Annotated in this window: 17 protein-coding genes; 2 read left to right on the plus strand and 15 right to left on the minus strand. The window is 43.1% G+C overall.

The window, feature by feature from the left end; genetic code table 11:
• Positions 1-164 precede the first annotated feature (164 nt).
• The 11 genes from E5A76_RS16080 to agaR all read right to left on the minus strand — a co-directional run bounded on the left by E5A76_RS16080 (position 165) and on the right by agaR (position 10186).
• Entirely contained in the window at positions 165-1220 is a 1056-nt protein-coding gene (locus E5A76_RS16080; protein ID WP_161119535.1) for a glycoside hydrolase family 88/105 protein, read from the minus strand.
• An 8-nt stretch (positions 1221-1228) separates the two neighbouring features.
• Positions 1229-1987 carry a 2-dehydro-3-deoxy-D-gluconate 5-dehydrogenase KduD gene (gene kduD, locus E5A76_RS16085; RefSeq protein WP_023935011.1) on the minus strand — a complete coding sequence of 253 codons (759 nt, stop codon included), beginning with the start codon at positions 1985-1987 and terminating at the stop codon, positions 1229-1231.
• 106 nt (positions 1988-2093) lie between these two features.
• A complete protein-coding gene (gene kduI, locus E5A76_RS16090; RefSeq protein WP_161119536.1) occupies positions 2094-2924 on the minus strand; it encodes a 5-dehydro-4-deoxy-D-glucuronate isomerase in 831 nt (276 codons plus the stop codon).
• Between the two features lie 81 nt (positions 2925-3005).
• On the minus strand, positions 3006-4148 hold the full coding sequence (gene nagA / locus E5A76_RS16095; protein ID WP_392397365.1) for an N-acetylglucosamine-6-phosphate deacetylase: 1143 nt from the start codon (positions 4146-4148) through the stop codon (positions 3006-3008).
• The gene (gene agaF, locus E5A76_RS16100; protein WP_144447065.1) at positions 4148-4591 is read right to left on the minus strand and encodes a PTS galactosamine/N-acetylgalactosamine transporter subunit IIA; all 444 of its coding nucleotides are present in this window, start codon (positions 4589-4591) and stop codon (positions 4148-4150) included. The genes nagA and agaF overlap by 1 nt, the downstream gene beginning before the upstream one ends.
• Before the next feature lie 81 nt (positions 4592-4672).
• A complete protein-coding gene (locus tag E5A76_RS16105; RefSeq protein WP_053986693.1) occupies positions 4673-5566 on the minus strand; it encodes a PTS system mannose/fructose/sorbose family transporter subunit IID in 894 nt (297 codons plus the stop codon).
• A complete protein-coding gene (gene agaW, locus E5A76_RS16110; RefSeq protein ID WP_008988535.1) occupies positions 5556-6326 on the minus strand; it encodes a PTS N-acetylgalactosamine transporter subunit IIC in 771 nt (256 codons plus the stop codon). Before agaW ends, E5A76_RS16105 begins: the two co-directional genes overlap by 11 nt.
• A 41-nt stretch (positions 6327-6367) precedes the next feature.
• The gene (agaV, locus tag E5A76_RS16115) at positions 6368-6868 is read right to left on the minus strand and encodes a PTS N-acetylgalactosamine transporter subunit IIB (RefSeq protein ID WP_107166481.1); all 501 of its coding nucleotides are present in this window, start codon (positions 6866-6868) and stop codon (positions 6368-6370) included.
• Between the two features lie 35 nt (positions 6869-6903).
• Complete coding sequence (locus E5A76_RS16120) at positions 6904-8061, minus strand: SIS domain-containing protein (RefSeq protein WP_161119537.1); 1158 nt, start codon at positions 8059-8061, stop codon at positions 6904-6906.
• Between the two features lie 4 nt (positions 8062-8065).
• The gene (kbaZ, locus tag E5A76_RS16125) at positions 8066-9361 is read right to left on the minus strand and encodes a tagatose-bisphosphate aldolase subunit KbaZ (RefSeq protein ID WP_161119538.1); all 1296 of its coding nucleotides are present in this window, start codon (positions 9359-9361) and stop codon (positions 8066-8068) included.
• A gap of 48 nt (positions 9362-9409) precedes the next feature.
• Positions 9410-10186, minus strand: a complete 777-nt coding sequence (gene agaR, locus E5A76_RS16130) for a transcriptional repressor AgaR (RefSeq protein WP_053986698.1) — start codon at positions 10184-10186, stop codon at positions 9410-9412.
• A 397-nt stretch (positions 10187-10583) separates the two neighbouring features.
• Here agaR and E5A76_RS16135 point away from each other — a divergent pair, with 397 nt between their 5' ends.
• Complete coding sequence (locus tag E5A76_RS16135) at positions 10584-12137, plus strand: sulfatase-like hydrolase/transferase (RefSeq protein ID WP_161119539.1); 1554 nt, start codon at positions 10584-10586, stop codon at positions 12135-12137.
• Between the two features lie 98 nt (positions 12138-12235).
• Positions 12236-12964, plus strand: a complete 729-nt coding sequence (locus E5A76_RS16140; protein WP_008988541.1) for an oligogalacturonate-specific porin KdgM family protein — start codon at positions 12236-12238, stop codon at positions 12962-12964.
• Positions 12965-13055: 91 nt separating this feature from the next.
• Here E5A76_RS16140 and E5A76_RS16145 read toward each other — a convergent pair whose 3' ends face one another.
• The 4 genes from E5A76_RS16145 to E5A76_RS16155 all read right to left on the minus strand — a co-directional run bounded on the left by E5A76_RS16145 (position 13056) and on the right by E5A76_RS16155 (position 18388).
• Complete coding sequence (locus tag E5A76_RS16145) at positions 13056-15269, minus strand: AAA family ATPase (protein ID WP_161119540.1); 2214 nt, start codon at positions 15267-15269, stop codon at positions 13056-13058.
• 178 nt (positions 15270-15447) lie between these two features.
• The gene (locus tag E5A76_RS20725) at positions 15448-15576 is read right to left on the minus strand and encodes a hypothetical protein (protein ID WP_262383669.1); all 129 of its coding nucleotides are present in this window, start codon (positions 15574-15576) and stop codon (positions 15448-15450) included.
• A gap of 165 nt (positions 15577-15741) precedes the next feature.
• On the minus strand, positions 15742-16827 hold the full coding sequence (locus tag E5A76_RS16150; protein WP_161119541.1) for a linear amide C-N hydrolase: 1086 nt from the start codon (positions 16825-16827) through the stop codon (positions 15742-15744).
• A 193-nt stretch (positions 16828-17020) separates the two neighbouring features.
• Positions 17021-18388 (minus strand): NCS2 family permease, encoded by a 1368-nt coding sequence (locus E5A76_RS16155; RefSeq protein ID WP_161119542.1) that lies wholly within the window; start codon positions 18386-18388, stop codon positions 17021-17023.
• Between the last annotated feature and the right edge of the window lie 318 nt (positions 18389-18706).

Here is an 18706-nt window from a genome sequence, read left to right on the forward strand (position 1 = left end):
ATCACAAACGAAAATAGTGACAGCAAATAAACGAAAATCGCTTTATGTTATTCCCGCCTAATTTTATAAAACACTCTCTTAAAAAACAGAAAAGCCGATGATCATAACAAAAGCGTTATTACCATCGGCTCAATTTACCTAGCCTTTAAAACTTATATTTTTTATTAATTTACTAATTCAACAACAGCAGTGCCCGCCAATAAAAACGCCCCAGCACCGTAATCGATATTGTGTTCAAACTGTACATCACGAGGGTTAAACGCTGGCAGCTGTACCCAACCGATCATGCCGTTATCATGAATACAGGTTTGTAGTGCAGCCCATGCCTTTTCAACCACAGGGAGATAGGTTTCAGCATCTAATAAGCCTTGCTTAATACCCCACGCTAAACCGTAAACAAACAAGGCAGTCGCACTGCTCTCTTTAGCAAGATAGCTTTGTGGATCTAATAAGCTGGTACGCCAAAAACCGTCTGCTTGTTGGTATTTAATTACTTCAGCGGCTAAATCAGTAAATAGCGCCAAGTAACGCTCACGCTCGGCATAATCTTCGGGCATACGAGCCATTAAACGAGGAACAGCAGCTAATACCCAACCAATGCCACGGCTCCAAAAGACTTTTTCACCATTCGCTTCACGTAATTCACTGTCTTTGCCATCTGGGATATAGCGATAGTCACGATAAAACAGTCCTGTTTCTGGATCTTTTAAGTGCTCAACGGAATCCCAGAAAGCGGTGTTCATGTAGTCTAAATATTTCGTCTCGCCAGTGACTTGTGTCAGTGCGGCAAAACTTGGTGGAGCCATAAACAGAGAATCACACCACCACCAATCTTTACGTCCTTGCTCTGGCGTATTCACCATTACATCTAGTGCTTTAATGGTTGGCTCTAATGCTTCTGGTTGATTCACCACAGGGTAAACATCAAGGTAAGCCTGACAGCAAATATGATCATCAGCGAAACGATCATTAGGGCCAGTTCTAAAGCCTGTATGTAAGGTGTAGTTCATCACACCATCAAGGTATTCCGTATCGTCAGTTGCCAACCATGCCGCTGACACACATGACCAAAATACCCCACGTTCCCAATCCGTATCTTTAATAAAACGGGTTTTACCACTGCGACGTACCACGCTACGAGTTTGATTTTGTGCTTGGTAGCGGTAAACACGTTTCATTGCTGTCAAAATATCTTGTTTTGATCCTAATGCCGTCATCATGCTTCTCCTTAACGAGCTAACCAGCCACCGTCTACTGCAATGGTGTAACCATTAACGTAATCACTTGCGCTTGATGCTAAGAACACCGCAGGACCTTCAAGATCAGACGGTAAGCCCCAACGACTGGCAGGAATACGCTCTAAAATAGCCGCATTACGTGCTTCATCTGCACGCAGCGCTTCAGTGTTATCGGTCGCCATGTAACCCGGAGCAATCGCATTAACGTTAATGTTGTACTGCGCAAGCTCTGTCGCCAACGCACGAGTTAAACCCATCACCGCTGATTTACTTGCTGTGTATGACGGCACTCGGATCCCGCCTTGGAACGACAACATAGAGGCGATATTGATGATCTTTCCGCCATTGCCTTGCTCAACAAAGCGTTTAGCTACAGCTTGCGATAAGAAGAACAATGTCTTTTGGTTAATGTTGATCACATCATCCCAATCACTTTCAGAGAACTTCAGCAGATCTTCACGGCGGATAATGCCAGCGTTGTTAATTAAGATATCTACTTTACCCATCACTTCGACTGCTTCTGCCACAATCGCTTCTAGGCGATCTTGCTGCATTAAATTGGCAGTGATGTAGTGAAATTTACGACCCAATGCTTCCACTTGCGCTTGGGTTTCAGGCGCGGCTTGATGACCAATACCCACAATATCAGCACCTGCTTTCGCTAAACCTAGCGCCATGCCTTGACCTAAGCCTGTATTACAACCTGTAACGATGGCAACTTTACCTGTTAAATCAAATAGATTATTCATGTTAAATCCTTTTTGAAGATGCAAAGTCCCGACCAAGCCACCGTTATGACTTAGCTACGCTTTGCATCTCGTTTTAATCAGTAATAGAAAGGTGGCGAAAACAGACTTATTTCAAATCAGCCATCGCTACATGGTCCATGTCGTGGAACGTTTGGTTCTCACCCACCATGCCCCAAATAAAGGTGTAAGCTGCAGTACCTACACCTGAGTGAATAGACCAGCTTGGGCTGATCACCGCTTGTTCATTGCGTACCACAAGGTGGCGTGTTTCTTGTGGCTCCCCCATGTAATGGAACACGATGTTGTCTTGGCTCATATCAAAATACAGATACACTTCCATACGGCGTTCATGAGTATGGCAAGGCATGGTATTCCATAGGCTACCCGGTGCTAATTCCGTCATGCCCATTAATAGCTGGCAGGTCGGTAATACAGACGGGTGAAGGTATTTGTAGATAGTGCGAACGTTACAGTTCTCTTGGCTACCGATCTGCTCTGGTGATGCGTCTTCACGGGTGATTTTACGGGTTGGGTAGCTGTGATGTGCAGGTGCACAGTTTAGGTAAAAACGCGCTGGTTTATCCGCCATGACACTTTCAAAGCGGATATCTTGTGCGCCCATACCGACATAAATCGCTTCACGTGCACCAATTTCAAAGGTTTCACCATCGACAATCACAAGGCCAGCTTCACCAATGTTGATCACACCTAGCTCACGACGCTGCAAAAAGAAATCAACCCCGATCTCTTTACCGCCTTCAAAGGCAATCGCACTGTCAGTCGGCACAGCCGCACCCACGATGATGCGATCGATATGGCTGTAAGTTAGATTGATTTGACCTGCTTGGAACATGTTTTCAATTAAAAACTGTTCACGTAAACCTTCAGTATCTAATTGCTTTGCGTGTTGACTATGAATAGGTTGACGAATTTCCATGTATAACCTCGTAAATCATGTTATTCACTCACTCGCTTCTTAAGTGATGAGTGACGATAATCTCGTACCTTGAGCGGTGGCTTACTGCCACTGTCCATCAATCAAGGTCGCTTGAATTTGAAATTGTGGATCTAATAGCGCAAAACTGGCGTTATAACCGGGTTTGATAAACCCTAACTTGTCATCAATCCCTAAATATTTGGCTGGCACTGACGTTGCCATTTGCACAGCTTCCCATTCAGGGACACCCGCCAGCATGATCATGTTGCGAAGTGCTTGATCTAAGCTGCAAGTACTGCCTGCTAGTGAACCATCATCGGTACGTGCTTCACCATTAGTAACGGTGATCATCTGTGCGCCAAGTTGGTACTTACCATCACTTAATCCACCAGCACGCATACAGTCGGTGATTAACGCTAGCTTCTGATAACCTTTCATCCGATATGCCAGTTGCATCATCACAGGGTGAACATGAATACCATCTGCGATCAGCTCTGCTAACATGTCGTGAAACAGCACCGCCCCAGCACAACCCGGCTCACGATGATGTAAACCACTCATGCCGTTAAATAAATGCACGCCACAATCTGCGCCATGTTGATGCGCTGTAGTCACTTGCTCTAAGTTGGCACTGGTATGGGCAATGGATGTTTTGATCCCTTCGGCAGTTAGCCACTGAATCGCTTCATCTGAGCCTTGATATTCAGGCGCTAGTGCCACACGGATCAGCGAATCACCCGCCACTTCTTTTAATTCTGCTAACGCTGCAATGCTTGGCGCTTGTAAATACTGGGTTGGATGCGAGCCTCGATACGCTTCTGTGAAATACGGCCCTTCGAGAAAACTGCCTAATAACTTGGCGCCCACTTGCTTTGGTTGCTGACAAAACTCACGTACTTGTTGCAGTGCGTTGATGATGTCTTGCCAGGGCGCAGTTACTGTGGTGCCAACCCATGCCACCACACCGGTTTTCGGTAAAGCATCAGCAATGGTTTGTAGTGCTTGTGGGGTTGCATCCATCACATCCGCCCCAGCTCGACCGTGAATATGAATATCAATAAAGCCCGGCACTAAAGTTTGCCCTTCAAGCTCTGTTACATCACAATCAAGCGGTTTTGTTTCGGTGATCGCTTCAATTTTCCCATCATTAACAATAACGTACTGATTGTAAGCAATCCCTGTTGGCGTAAAAATTCGTTGTGGATGAAGAGCAAATCGCATCATTACAGTCCATCTTCACATTCAAGTTCAGTAGGCTGCTCCATGATGCTATTTAACTCACGGCGCATGTCCTTCATACATGACATACCAATATCCAGTAAGGTATCGACAAGCTCAGTTAACTCAGCATCATCACGCTCAAAAGCAGCATTGGCGATCATCGGTAAATTCGCACCACCGATCAGCTCAACATTTGGCGTATCCATCATGATTTCTAATGCACGGTTTGCAGGCGAACCACCAGGAATATCCGTTAAGATCAGCACACCATCACCACTATCCACATCTTGTACCGCTTGGCGTAATGACTGCTCTAATTCTTGTGTCGACATGCCTTCTACAAAATCAATAAACAGCATTTGCTCTTGTTCACCAGCAATGGCGCGCACCGCCGTTTCCATACCTGAAGCAAAATGAATATGACCCGAAACAACAATACCAATCATGATCCTTTCCTTTGAAAAAGGAGGGGGAGCACTTTCCCCCTCAAACGTATTGGTGATGCACTCACCGTTGATGTGGATGTGTTACAAAATACCGACTAAGTGACCGATAACACCGGCAGCGAGGGTTGAGAAAATTAGCACTGGCGGTTTAGCCCAGAAACCTGTTCCCTTCACCAGCTTGAGCATAAAGAACACTAATGCCAGTGGTAGCAGGTTTGGCATGATCTTATCGAACAGTGCCGATTGCAGCTCGACCACCTTGCCACCCAATTCGACCGAGGCGGTGGTCTGTACCTTGATAAAGGTGGCGGAGAGCGCACCAATCACGAAGATACCCATAATATTGGCCGCTTTTGCCAGCTTCTCGGTTGAATCACTCATGCTGACCATTGCTGCCGTACCGGCTTTATAGCCCATGAACATCAAACCGAAGTACACTGCAAAGTGAACAATTTGGTACAAGAAGAAGAACACGAATGGACCTGCAATCGAGCCTTCCATAGCAATTGACGCACCTAACGCTAGGGTTAATGGCATCAAGGTCATGTGGTCGATAGCATCACCGATACCACCTGTTGGTCCCATACCAGCCACTTTCATAACGTTCACTGTTGATGGCTTTTCTTTGTTCTCTTCCATCGCAATGGCAGTACCAAGCAAGAAGGTGAACAATTTCGGTGACGCATTGAAAAACTGAAGATGATTCTTTAATGCCTTCGCCAAGTCCGCTTTGTTGTTACCGTGGATTTTCTTTAACGCTGGAATAATCGAGTAAGCAAAGCCACCAGCCTGCATACGTTCGAAGTTAAAGTTACCTTCCATGAATAAGCCGCGGATTGAACATAACCACAGATCTTTTTTAGTGATCACTTTACGTGGTGTGGTGTCTTGGTATGCATCGATATCATCAACCAAATTGACATGTTGTTCCGTGTTTTTATCGCGAAGTGTGCCCGCAGTGATATCAGATGCCATCTTCAAATTCCTCTACTTGGTTGTTTGAGCCACCGTTGTTTGAACCGCTAAAGAAGTAGTAAAGTGCTGCAATGGATGCGCCGATGATTGCGACAGCCATAATTGGTAGTTTTAGGTACGTTGTCATTACGAAGCCGATGAAGAACACACCTGCCACTTCCTTTGACCACATGATCTTAAGTAGCATTGCGAAACCAATCGCAGGAACCATTTTCGCGCCAATACCAAGACCTGTTAGTAACGCTTTTGGTGCATTTTCATCAATCCAGGTTGCTGCATGCTCACCAAAGTAAACGGTGATGAAGGCAACTAAGGCATAGAGCATCGCACGTAACGAAATGGTGGTAATAAGTAGCTTATCGATGCCAGCTGAATCTCCACGCTCTGCGTAGCGATCCGCTTTACCCATAGTGAATGATGTCATTGCGAAGAAACCAATCACCAACATCTGCATCAATACCGCAATCGGCATACCGACACCCATTGCTACTTCTGCTGACTGACCTGTCATTACCGCAAAAGCAACTGCTGCAATCGTACCTAGGGTTACATCTGGCGGCTGAGCACCTGCGTTAGGCACGAGACCTAGCCATGCTAATTCCAATGTTGCACCAGCGATCAAGCCAATTTGCATGTCACCCATAATGAAGCCAACAACTGGCCCAGTGATCAGCGGACGGTGAATGTTTAATGCGACATCGTATTTATCGATACCACAGAAAAATGCCCATACCGCTACTAACGTAGCTTCTAAAAACATGATTTATTCCTTAATTACACGTTTGGATTAGGCTGTCGCTGTTATGCCGCGCTCATCGCCAGTTCAAGTACATTGATAGGGTTTTGATCTGGGGTGTTTTGAATCGTACACGTTACCCCTTTTGCCACCATGCGTTCGAACGCATTGATGTCTTTGTCATCCACAGACACCGTTTTATTAATTTGGCGTTTACCTTCGTGGTAGTGCATGTTGCCAACATTACAGTGTGTAATTGGCACACCACCTTCCACTAAACGTGCAACGTCAGTTGGGTTATTACAAAGGATGAAGATTTTTTGTTGCGCTGATGCTTTGTGGATCACATCAATGGTTTTTTGAATCGAGAAGAAACGAACCGCATATTCACCACCTGCTGATGCTTTCATACCTGCTTGCATGAAAGCGGCATTTGGACCTTCAGCGGCATCGTCATTGGCAACCAAAATAAGGTTTGCACCAGAATGTTTACCCCACGTAATACGAATTTGACCATGTAACAAACGTTCATCAATTCGTGTCCATACAATATTTGGCGTTGTCATGATTGTTCTACCTTTAATAATTATTCACGTTAATTTTATAAATTATGAATCGTCACACCCTGCACTACCCGGTTCACTTCACCAGTAGGACAAGGGTTATCAGGTGTATTCCCAAGCGCAACCGCACGATGAAATGCATACATTTGGGCGTACAACATATAAGGGAAAAGCAATTCAATATCTGTCACATCATCCATATTCGGTACTTGAATCACTTCAGCTTGCGTTTCAAGTACATCCGCTTGTGCCGTAATAGCAACCACATGCGCTGCGATGTTATCGCGGCAGATTTCAGCTAACAGATCCAGATCATAGTTACGGGTGTAAGGGTCATTACTGATGAAAACCACAATCATGGTGTTCTCATTCACAATCGATTTAGGACCGTGGCGGAAACCCAATGGCGAATCGTACATTGCAACCACTTTACCTGCGGTCAGCTCCAGTAATTTCAGCGCCGACTCTTGTGCGAGTCCTTGTAGGCCACCACTGCCTAAATAAATAACCCTTTCGAAGCTATGGTTAGCAGTATCCTTGATTTGTTGATTTAAATCTTTGATCAAACCCACAGAACACTTACAAATGCTTTCGATATCTTTCGTGTAAACGTTGTCATACATTAAAACCGAAAAAGCCGCCAGCATCATTGATGAAAAACTTGATGTCATGGCAAAAGATTGATCATTTGTTTCGCTTGGCATTAGAAGTGCAAATGATTGCGCATCATTCTTGCAACGTTTGTATAACTTTCCTTCCCCATTACAGGTCAGTACCAGGTGGTAACACTGCGACAATGTTTGATTAGCAAGCTCAACTGCCGCCACACTTTCTGGGCTATTACCAGAGCGAGCAAATGACACCAGCAGCGTTGGAATATCTTCCGCAAAACACTGGTTAGGATTGGACACAATATCGGTGGTTGATACCGCTTCAACACGACGCTTTAAATGCTGAGAAAGCCCAAGTGCCAACGAACGTCCAGCAAAAGCTGATGTCCCAGCACCAGTTAAAACAATGCGTAAATTCGAATGTGAAAATGCCTTATCCATAAAGTCACGAATTTGCATTTGGCACTCTTGAATAATCGCATTGGTTCTTAGCCAACTCTCCGGTTGCTGAGAGATCTCTTTAGCAGTCCAATATCCTGATAACTGCGCTAAATCCGACTCTGAATAACCTAAATACTGTTCCATGTGTTTAAACCTCTACGACTACTTGTTCTGAACATGCTTTTGAATAAGCACGTAATACTTGACGAATTGTGTCTAATACCAATGAGTTAGGATCTAACGAGATCAATCCTTCACGGACATGTTGAAACTGCATTGGCATATATTGACTAAGAAGGGGCAACGGAATATCGACCCGAGATAAATTTCTAAATAAGGTGGCTTGCGCCTGATTAATCACATCATCAGGCCAGTAATAACGCATCCGATCACTGAAACTAAAACAACGAGAAAAACGCTGCTCAGATTCACTGCCGTGGTAATACTTTTGCCAATGCTCTGGTGCTTCACACATCCGAGTTTCGATTAACTCGCGCAAATTAGAGCAATGGGCTTTGGGAATAATTTCAGCTTCGATTTCGCACAAATTAAACAGGGCTTCACGCATCGCAAACGTCAGTGCAGGGCCTACTTTTAAAATGGCAAAATGATCGCGAACCAGTTCGTTATACGCTTGCTGAGTTTGGTAATCAGTGGAGTGGGCTTCAAACACCATTTGCGGATAATCATCGACAACCTTACTCAGTAAATTTGCTTTTTCTGAGCAATAATCAATAACCCCAATATGATCAAATTCCACCCCAGGTTGCACCACTAAACCAATCACACGCGGCCATATATGACCTATATTGAAAGAGTCGAATGCATTACGATGGGTTTCGATTGTTTTCGTTGCGGCTTGCGGTGAAGTGACATCGACCGTATTCAAGGTTTCAGCAGCACCGCCCGGTACTGGTACTTCTGTACCAATCACGTAAACCAAATCACTTGAACCGAAAGTCGCTATTGCTGTGCTTTCCGCAACCACAGCTAAACGTGCCGCACGCTGTGCCACAGTCTCATCCGATAACGGGCTAACATCATCAGCACACGCCATGCTGCAATCTAAATGGATTTTCTTAAAACCAGCACTGACGTAAGCGGCGATCAGATCTTCTGATTTTTGCATCGCTTCTTCAGCAGGTAGGTGTTGCCAGCGATTAGGACCTAAATGATCGCCACCGAAAATGACGTTAGATGAAGGGAAATCGTAATGCTTGGCTTTCGCTAAAACGAAATTGCGAAAGTCCACAGGTGTCATACCTGTATAACCACCAAATTGATCAACTTGGTTGGAAGTCGCTTCGATCAACAATACAGAATTGTCGTTCTGCGCTTGAAGAATAGCTGCGTCAATCACCAGAGGGTGTGCAGAACACACCGCATAAATACCGACTTGGCTTCCAGCTTTGTGACGTTGAACGAGGCTTTGCAGGGTGTTCATTAATTAACTCCACAATCAACATCTGTAATGTGATCATGGAGTTAATGGTCAGTTTTCCTTTTCGACAATAATAACTTCAACGCGCATATCACGAAGACCAGCAAGGTAATCTTCAGGGATACCGGAATCTGTTACCAAGATATCAATATTTCCAAACTCGCGGATCATGTGGCAGCTACGCTTACCAAACTTAGAAGAATCCGCCACCGCAATCACTTGTTCAGAAATTTCACACATCAAACGATTTAAACTCGCTTCTTGTTCGCTGTGTGTGGTGATACCTGCTCGCAAATCGAAACCATCAACACCTAAAAACACCTTATCAAAGCGGTAATTTTTAAGGCCAGCTTCTGCTTGTGAGCCCGAAAAAGACAGTGCTTCTTTACGAAGAACACCACCTGACATCAAAACCTCAACACCGGGTGCTGAAGACAACTCCATTGCCACATCCAGACCGTTAGTCATGACAACAACGTTATCCATCCCCTTTAAACTGGCAGCGATTTCACGTGTTGTTGTCCCAGAATCTAGAATGACTGTGTCACCACTATGGATCAGTTGAGCAGCCGCTTTTCCAAGAAGAGATTTAACTCCGGCATTATTACGACGCTTTTCATGAATCGTTAATTCAGCAATCACACCTGAGTTTGGAATTGCAGCGCCATGAGAGCGCACCACATAACCATTCTTTTCTAAGAAACTCAGATCACTGCGAATAGTGACACTTGAGACATTAAATTTTTCGGCGAGATCCTCAACACGGGCTTTACCATCTTGATTAACCACGGTGACGATTTCCATTCGCCTTTCGATTGCACTTTTCACTTTTGTCTCCTTGTGAAACCAAACTACTAGCTTTCATTTGATTTCGAATTCAGCTTACACCTAAAAAACAATGTCACAACGCAGAAAGATAAAACTTTTGAACCCTTTCACAATCTTTCGATGTGTTTCATTTTTATCTTACGTAACATTACGGAAGTGCTTCTATCATATAGAACGAAAGTCAATAAACCAACTCTCCTATCATCTAAATTTATAAAATACCTAGACTTAACGAAATTTATCCGTGCAACAGAGCAAATAATTACATCTTTTAGCTTTCATTTTCTTTTATGTGATCAATAACGCAGTCAATTTACTTTCATTACCTTACGATCCGAAGTAATTCAAAGCACAAATACTCTCGCAATATATATTTTCAATTAATAAGGATTTGTTAATGTCTATATCACGTAGGAGATTACTAAAAGGAATGGCTGCCAGTGGCGCTGTTGCTGCAACTTTGTCGGCTGGCTACACCCAAGCAGCGACATCACCGAAAGCAAGCGCAAGCGGCTCACAAAAAAAGCCAAACCTCGTCATCATCTTTCCTGATGAATTTCGTACGCACGCTTTAGGCTTCATGCAACAAGACCCATCCATGACGCCAAATTTAGATAAATTTGCCCGTCAAAGTACCGTACTACGCCAAGCGGTTTCTAACTTCCCGTTATGTACCCCATTTCGTGGCATGTTAATGACAGGGCAATACCCGTATCGCAACGGTATTCAAGGCAATAGCCATACAGGTGTTGAAGGGCAATTTGGCGGTAAAGACTTTGGTATTGAGCTAAAGAAAAACACCGTTACTTGGTCTGATCTGCTGAAACAACAAGGTTACAGCATGGGTTACATCGGTAAATGGCACTTAGATGCGCCAGAAACGCCGTTTGTACCAAGTTACAATAACCCAATGGAAGGACGTTACTGGAACGATTGGACAGCCCCAGATCGTCGTCATGGCTTTGATTTCTGGTATGCCTACGGTACTTATGACTTACACATGAATCCAATCTATTGGACGAATGAAACCCCACGAGATAAGCCACTACATATCAATCAATGGAGCCCAGAGCACGAAGCTGATATTGCGATCAAATACTTACGCAATGAAAACGGTCAATACCGTGATAGCTCACAGCCATTTACCCTAGTGGTTTCCATGAACCCGCCACATTCTCCTTATGATCAAGTTCCACAAAAATACCTTGATCGTTTTAGTGGCAAAACCTCACAACAACTGAATAACCGCCCGAACGTGCAATGGGATAAAGCCTACCAAGAAGGCTATGGCCCTAAATACTTTAAAGAATACATGGCGATGGTAAACGGCGTTGATGAGCAATTCGGACGCATTATTGATGAGCTAGATCGCTTAAACCTAACCGAAGATACGCTTGTGGTGTTCTTCTCTGATCACGGTTGTTGCATGGGCTCAAATGGTCAACCAACCAAGAACGTTCACTACGATGAAGCGATGCGTATTCCAATGATTTTCCGCTGGCCGGGTAAGATCAACGCGCAACAACATGATCTACTGTTCTCAGCTCCTGATATTTACCCAACCTTATTAGGTTTAATGGGCATGGAAGATCTGATCCCAGATACCGTAGAAGGCACAAACTTCGCCAATACCATTAAAGGCATCAAAGGCGATAAAGAGCCAAGCTCCCAGTTCTACACCTTTATGCCGTATGGCGGTCAGTCTTATGGTCGACGTGGGATCCGCACCTCACGCTACACCTTAATGATCGATCGTAAAGTCGGAAAACCTTTGACTTACGTGCTGCACGATAACCAGATCGATCCTTATCAAATGGAAAACATTGCCGCAGCCAACCCAATGCTGATTGAGAAGTTAATTCAAGACGAGTTAATGCCTTGGCTTGAGCACACTGGCGATCCGTGGCGACCAACAACCGTTCCAGCACACAGTGCCAATGCGTATTTATGATCCCGTTCCATTACGTTTAACACCCTAAACAACACTGTTTACGCCGCATCACAACAATAACCAAGCGTAAGCACATTAATATAAATTAAGGACAATCCATGAACACCATTACTAAAGTACTGCTAGCAACTACCCTAGTTTCAGCTTCTGGCTTCACCTTTGCGAACGATTATAAAACCACCATTGAATACCGCCACGAATACCGTGATGGTGCTAAAAAACATGGTGATCGCATTAAAGCTTTCTTAGATACCGGCAAGAATATCGGCTTTGAATTAGACGCACGTTATAACAACGATCAAAAAGACACTATGTTCGATGGCATGACCATGAACGGCTCTGAATTCTCAGCGTTTTACTACACCAAACTCAATCCTAACTTGGTAGGTATTGGTGGCTTGTCGCTAGATTTCACTTCAGATGGTTTAGTGTATGTACCATACGCTCGTTTAAATTACCGCTTCGATAACGGTATTCGTGTACAAGGTCGATACAAGTGGAAACTTTGGGACTACAGCATGAACAACACTGCTGGTGAAGCTTATGTATCTAAAATTCAACAAGCTGACTTCTGGCTTGGCTACAACACCAATGACTGGGATTTCCAATACGAATTCCAAGTATGGAAAGAAATGGAAAGCGCCGCACTACCACAATTTGATGACAAAGACACTAACTACCTACATAACTTCCGCTTGATGTACACCTACAAAACAGCAGAAGGCACCATGTGGCGTCCATTTATTGAAGTGGGTAACGTAAGCCAAAGCCGTTACACCGATAACCGCCAAACACGTTACCGCACAGGTATTAAATACACTTGGTAATCTGAGCTAAAAATGACAAAAAAGCCTCATGATGAATATTCACTGTGAGGCTTTTTGTTACACAAATAAGATAAAACTCTACTCTACAGAGTCAGGCAAAATAAGCGTCATAGTGTGGCTTATCATTAGTTTCAATGGCAATACAGATTATGTCCCAAATTGCCACCAATTGAGGCTGTACGGCGCCTGGAAGTTGCGTACCAAGCTCCATTGACTTGGCATGACACTTTTCATTCATGTACTCATATAAAGCGTTTGACTTCACTTCTGCATCATCAATACCTTTCAATAAATTAGGGGCAATATGATCTATCCCTTGCTTTCTAAAATCAGCTAGATTGAACCTAAACGAAAAATAAACTTCCATTATTTTTCTGACATACGACTGAACAGAAATAGCATCACAATTCTGTGGTTGTGCGACAGCTTCTTTGACTTTACTTATCAAATAAGCATATTCAGACCTATGGTTCTTCAATAGATCAGGCAACTGATCAATTTGCGAATGATCGCCTTTACGGTTAATCAAGAAGTACTGAGAACGTTTCTGGTTGCCTTTCGTGACACGATAGTAAGACATCCACATCTTCACTAGATTGAAGAACTCAAAATTATGCGTAGATATGAAAAGCTGCTCTACATGCTCATGATTCAACTTACTTTTAATGATCCCAAGAACGTTATAGATATGGTTTGAATCAAGGCTACAGATAGGATCATCTAGATATACAATTGGCTTAATATCTTTCAGTGCTTCATCTTCAAGCTGCGTTATAAAGTATGCAAAAGCAATAGCCGTACGTTCACCATCAGATAAGTGCTTGGCTTCTCGTTCCTCACGCATGAACTTATATGTACCATCAATTGGCTTAATTTCAATATCCGTCTTGCCGAAGTACTGCCTTAGATTGTCATTAAGGCTTTGAGCGCCTTGCTTAATATTATTCAGTTCAGCTTTGATGACAGCGATACGTGCATTCATAGCAGTGATGTCATCTTGCGATGCTTTAGCTGCATCTTGAAATGCTTTGACATCTATTACTGCTTGTGGGTGGTCATAATCCTGCGTCTCTTGATAGACATAGTGACGCTTGATCGCTTCAATAGCTTGCTGCTGTTCAGTTGAATGATTAGAGGCTCTTCCGTTATGCGCTTCGATTGGCGCATTGAATTTATCAAGTAACTCTTTTGCATCTGGCAATGGGTAATCTGAAGCATTGAAAGGAACAACTTCTGCCATGTGTTCTCTTTTATCTGTCAGCAAATTAATTAGTGATAGCTTTACAGTTTCAACCGATTCATTCAGTGGCTCAACTTCATTTCTAAGATTATCAAATCCTATCTGTAAGTCAGGATACAACTGGCTAGTTTTAGGGATGCTGGAAGTTAATGATTTTGCTTTTACCGATGCAATAGCAGAATCAATTCGCTGACTTAAATCTTTATACGCTTTGGAGAAGTACGTATTTAGTTCTTCTAATCGCTCTGGGGGAATAGGGCTTTGACAGAACTGACAAGTCGTGTGACCTTTGTGATGTTCAATACCGTCTTCAACCCAGTCCCTTAGCTTCTTGTCCGCATCTAATTGAGCAATGGTTGTCTGAGTAACTGACGTGCGCAAGATGTCTTCGATTTCAGTGAAAGCAGTAGTCATATCAGGTACAGTAATTATTGCTTTAGGCGCACTATCAACGGCAATGGCTTTTGCTGTATCTATGTACGCACCTAATTGCTCAGGTGTAAGTTTATCTTCAGCAGTTGCACGACTAAGCATTGATTTTACACTTGCAGCATTGAAGGTCGATCTGCCAAGAATGTTTAAGTCTGTGACATTGCGACCAACAGCTGTAAGTCGTTTGTTCTTTTCTTTTTCTTTATCAATCGCTGATATTGAATTGTTTTCGCGTTCTCGTTCTTTGGCGGGAATAGCTGCTTCAAGTTCTTGAATTTCATTTTCTAAGTCGATGTTGCGTTCACCAACAATCAAAACAGGGTTAACACTTGATTCATCGAAATTAACATTCTTTGCTATGTAATCTGAATTGAATACACGTAAATTCTCAACCTTTTGGATTGCGTTGCTTTTGATTGGAGTGCTTTCATGCTGTTCAATTTCAAAGGAACCTGTTTCAAACCCTTCTGGCATTTCACCTAACTGCACTGCACGGAAAATACGTGATAATGTTGTCTTCCCTGAATAGTTAAAACCATAGAACAGATTGAATTGATAGAAAGGCTGACCAGCATTGGTCTTAGTATTCTTAAAAATACCGAAATTTTTTATTGATTTTATGTTCTTAAACATACGTATACCCCACGATAGTTATCGAGGCATTTTACTACGTATGATTAGATTACTTATCTGACCAATATCATAATAATAACCTACTTAACTAATTGATTATAAATAGTCTATTTTAATAATATACGTATCTGATCCCCATAATAAAAAGCAGCTTACATTTAGAAGCTGCCTTATATAGTTAATCACCCTTCTCATGCTGATGGGGTTTAAGTTTTGGGTGCTTATTTTGGTTTTCTGGACGCACACGCTGTCTTTTATCCGGTGTTCCATCTTCATTTCTTCGTTTTGGTCCCGGTTTAATTCCCATTTTTATCTCCTTATATAAAATAGAAAAAGACCGTTAATACAATATTCTATAAAACCGAAACTATAAATATTATATTCTCTATTAATTGCACCACGTCATGCTTTTAAATAGACGCAAAAAAGGGCAGAAACTCTGCCCTTTTGTTTATTTCAACTTATGCCTGAATTACTTCACAACCACATCTTGGTAAGAGAACTTACCGTTATCTAGCGGCTGCTTGTGCTCAGTTTTCGCATTGAAGTCTAGCTTTGATAAATCCACACGGCGGATAGTGCTGTCGTGCATGGTTTTGTAGAACAACAAACCATTGCCTTGATCGATAACCGATGTCCACTGTGTCGCACTTGGTAGATCTGGAATGTGCGACTTATCGTTAAACTCACTACCAATTGGGATATCGAAGTTGTTCAGAATATGGAACGCTTGCGATACCGCTTGTTGTGACGTTTTCATCACTGGTGCGCTATTTACATAGAATGCCGCACGTACAAAGCGTGATGGTGGCGAAATGTCACCCGGTAGACCAACAAAGTTAGAACCCACACCAAACGATTGTGCTTCTACACCATTAATTTTCTGAGGAGCACTGATACCCGGATGCAAATTAATGTAGTTGTTTAGGTTCGTTACTTGCCAGTTGTAGTCTGGCGAGTTGGTTAGCACTTTAGCTGTGTTCTTATGAATGTTGATTTTGCCGTGATCCATAATTTCGATAACAATGCTGTTGCCTTGCTTATCAGAAACACGCCAGTGTGCTGTTGGCGAAGGATTACCTTGCTCATCAAAGTACACTGTTACGATCTTGATTTTGCTTAGTGCCGCTTCAACTTCTGCAACTGTTGAGTATTGGCTTAACATCCAGCGAACAAAGTCCATATCTGTGATGTTGTTTGCAGTATCTTTCGGATCGTATTTCGCAAGAGAGCCGTAACCACGGAAGTAGAACAGACCAGCTGTTAAACCTTTCTCGTTAATACCTTCCGCAATGAAGCGATCATCACTTACTGAAATACCAGCAAAACCGTATTTGCTCTTCCATGTTAGACCTTGCTTTTGATCTGGCATGGTTGAGGTGTAGCTGTAATCGCGTGGAGACACAATTAGCTTACTGTTTAAATCACTATGACCCCACTCGATAGTACGAGCTTGGATATGATCATTACCTGTTGTACCCAGTGTAATACCAGTACATGCATTTGCTGCTGTGCTGAAGCAAGATGCGAACAACAGTGTTAATAACGTCTTTTTCATAAATACGCCTGTGAATGTAAACGCATATACCCAAGCGACTTCAAGATGCTTGGGTATAGAATAATATGAACCGATGATAGTACATTTTGGCAGATAAAAAACAATGTTTTTTCAGCTTTTATGTATAAAAAAACCCACAAAGCGTGGGTTTTTAGTTATTTATTCAGTATAGACGGAAATATCTAAGGTTCGATTAAATCGCCCAGCCACCAGCGTAGAATACGACTAGCGCAATCGCAATTAATACTGTACCGATATTGAGCTTTTTCACTTCACCAGAGATAAGGCGACCCACCACTAGTGCAGCAAAGCCAAGCATGATACCTGTTACGATATTACAGGTAAGCACGATAAACACGGCACACAATAGGCCAGATAACGCATCAACAGAATCTTCCATGTCTAGCTTGCTAACGTTACTTAGCATCAATAGACCAACATACATAAGTGCTGGTGCTGTTGCGTAAGCAGGGACTAGGTAGCTAAGCGGCGCTAAGAACAACATAAACAGGAACAATACGCCAACCGTTGTTGCGGTTAAGCCCGTTTTACCACCTGCTGCTGTACCTGCTGCTGATTCAATGTATACCGCGGCTGGTGAGCCACCGACGAAACCTGCAAAGATGCTACTGACTGAGTCTGCGGTTAGGGCTTTACCACCACTGATGATATGACCACGCTCGTTAAGTAAGTTCGCTTGTCCTGCAACGGCGCGAATAGTGCCTGTTGCATCAAAAATAGCGGTCATTACCAATGCCAGTACAGTTGGTAAAATCACTGGATTTAATGCGCCCATGATATCCATTGAGCCCAGTAGCGATTCACCATCTTGACCGAATGTTGGCAGTGCGAAGAAACCGTGGAACGTCACTTTTGGATCGAAGATCAAGCCGATAATAGAAATGGCAATGATCACCAATAAAATGCCACCCGGTACACGACGCTTTTCTAAACCTAAAATTGCCGCTAGACCCAAAATCGACATGATCACGGGAAATGCAGTGAAATCACCAAACGCAACAGGTAAACCTTCGGCTGGGTTTTTGATCACAAGGCCAACACCGTTCGCTGCGATCAATAATAGAAATAGACCAATACCAATACCTGTACCGTGAGCAATACCGTTTGGCATGTTCTTCATGATCCAGCTACGAACGCCAGTAACGGTAATAAGCGTGAACACCACACCCATTAAAAACACTGCACCCAAGGCAACAGGAATGCTCACCCCTTGCCCTAATACAAGGCTAAATGCAGTAAAGGCCGTTAATGAAATCGCACAGCCAATGGCCATAGGTAAACGTGCCCATAAGCCCATTAATAATGAACCAAATGCCGCTACCAAACAGGTAGCAATAAAAACAGCGCCCTGATTAAACCCTGCCGCACCTAACATGCTTGGCACCACAATCACGGAATACACCATGGCTAAAAAGGTGGTTAAACCTGCAATCACTTCCTGTTTAACATTGCTACCACGAGCAGAAATTTCAAAGTAACGATCCAGTTTACTTTGAGGCTCAGAATGAGATGGGCGTTGATGTGTGCTGTCAGCAGACATGGTAAATTCCTATTTAATCTATGTAACGATGCTTTTTTCAGCTAAAAACGTCTGAGGCGATGCAACGCAAACGTTTTCCTTTTCATCAAAAATAAAAGGCTGATGTTTCCATCAACCTTATTTTTGCGCGGCGATCATACCTATAAACCCCTATCTTGCGCTACTGATAAATCATATTTCTTATTTAAAAACGTATGTTTCTTACAATCTCGACATAAAAACATACAAATTAGCGATAGCTCCTTGCGAAAACCATCACTACAAAATATGTGATATCGCTTGCAAAGGCACTATTTTAGGTTCAAATGGGAGAAAACC

The sequence above is a fragment of the Photobacterium lucens genome (genome assembly GCF_009873615.1).
Classification (GTDB): domain Bacteria; phylum Pseudomonadota; class Gammaproteobacteria; order Enterobacterales; family Vibrionaceae; genus Photobacterium; species Photobacterium lucens.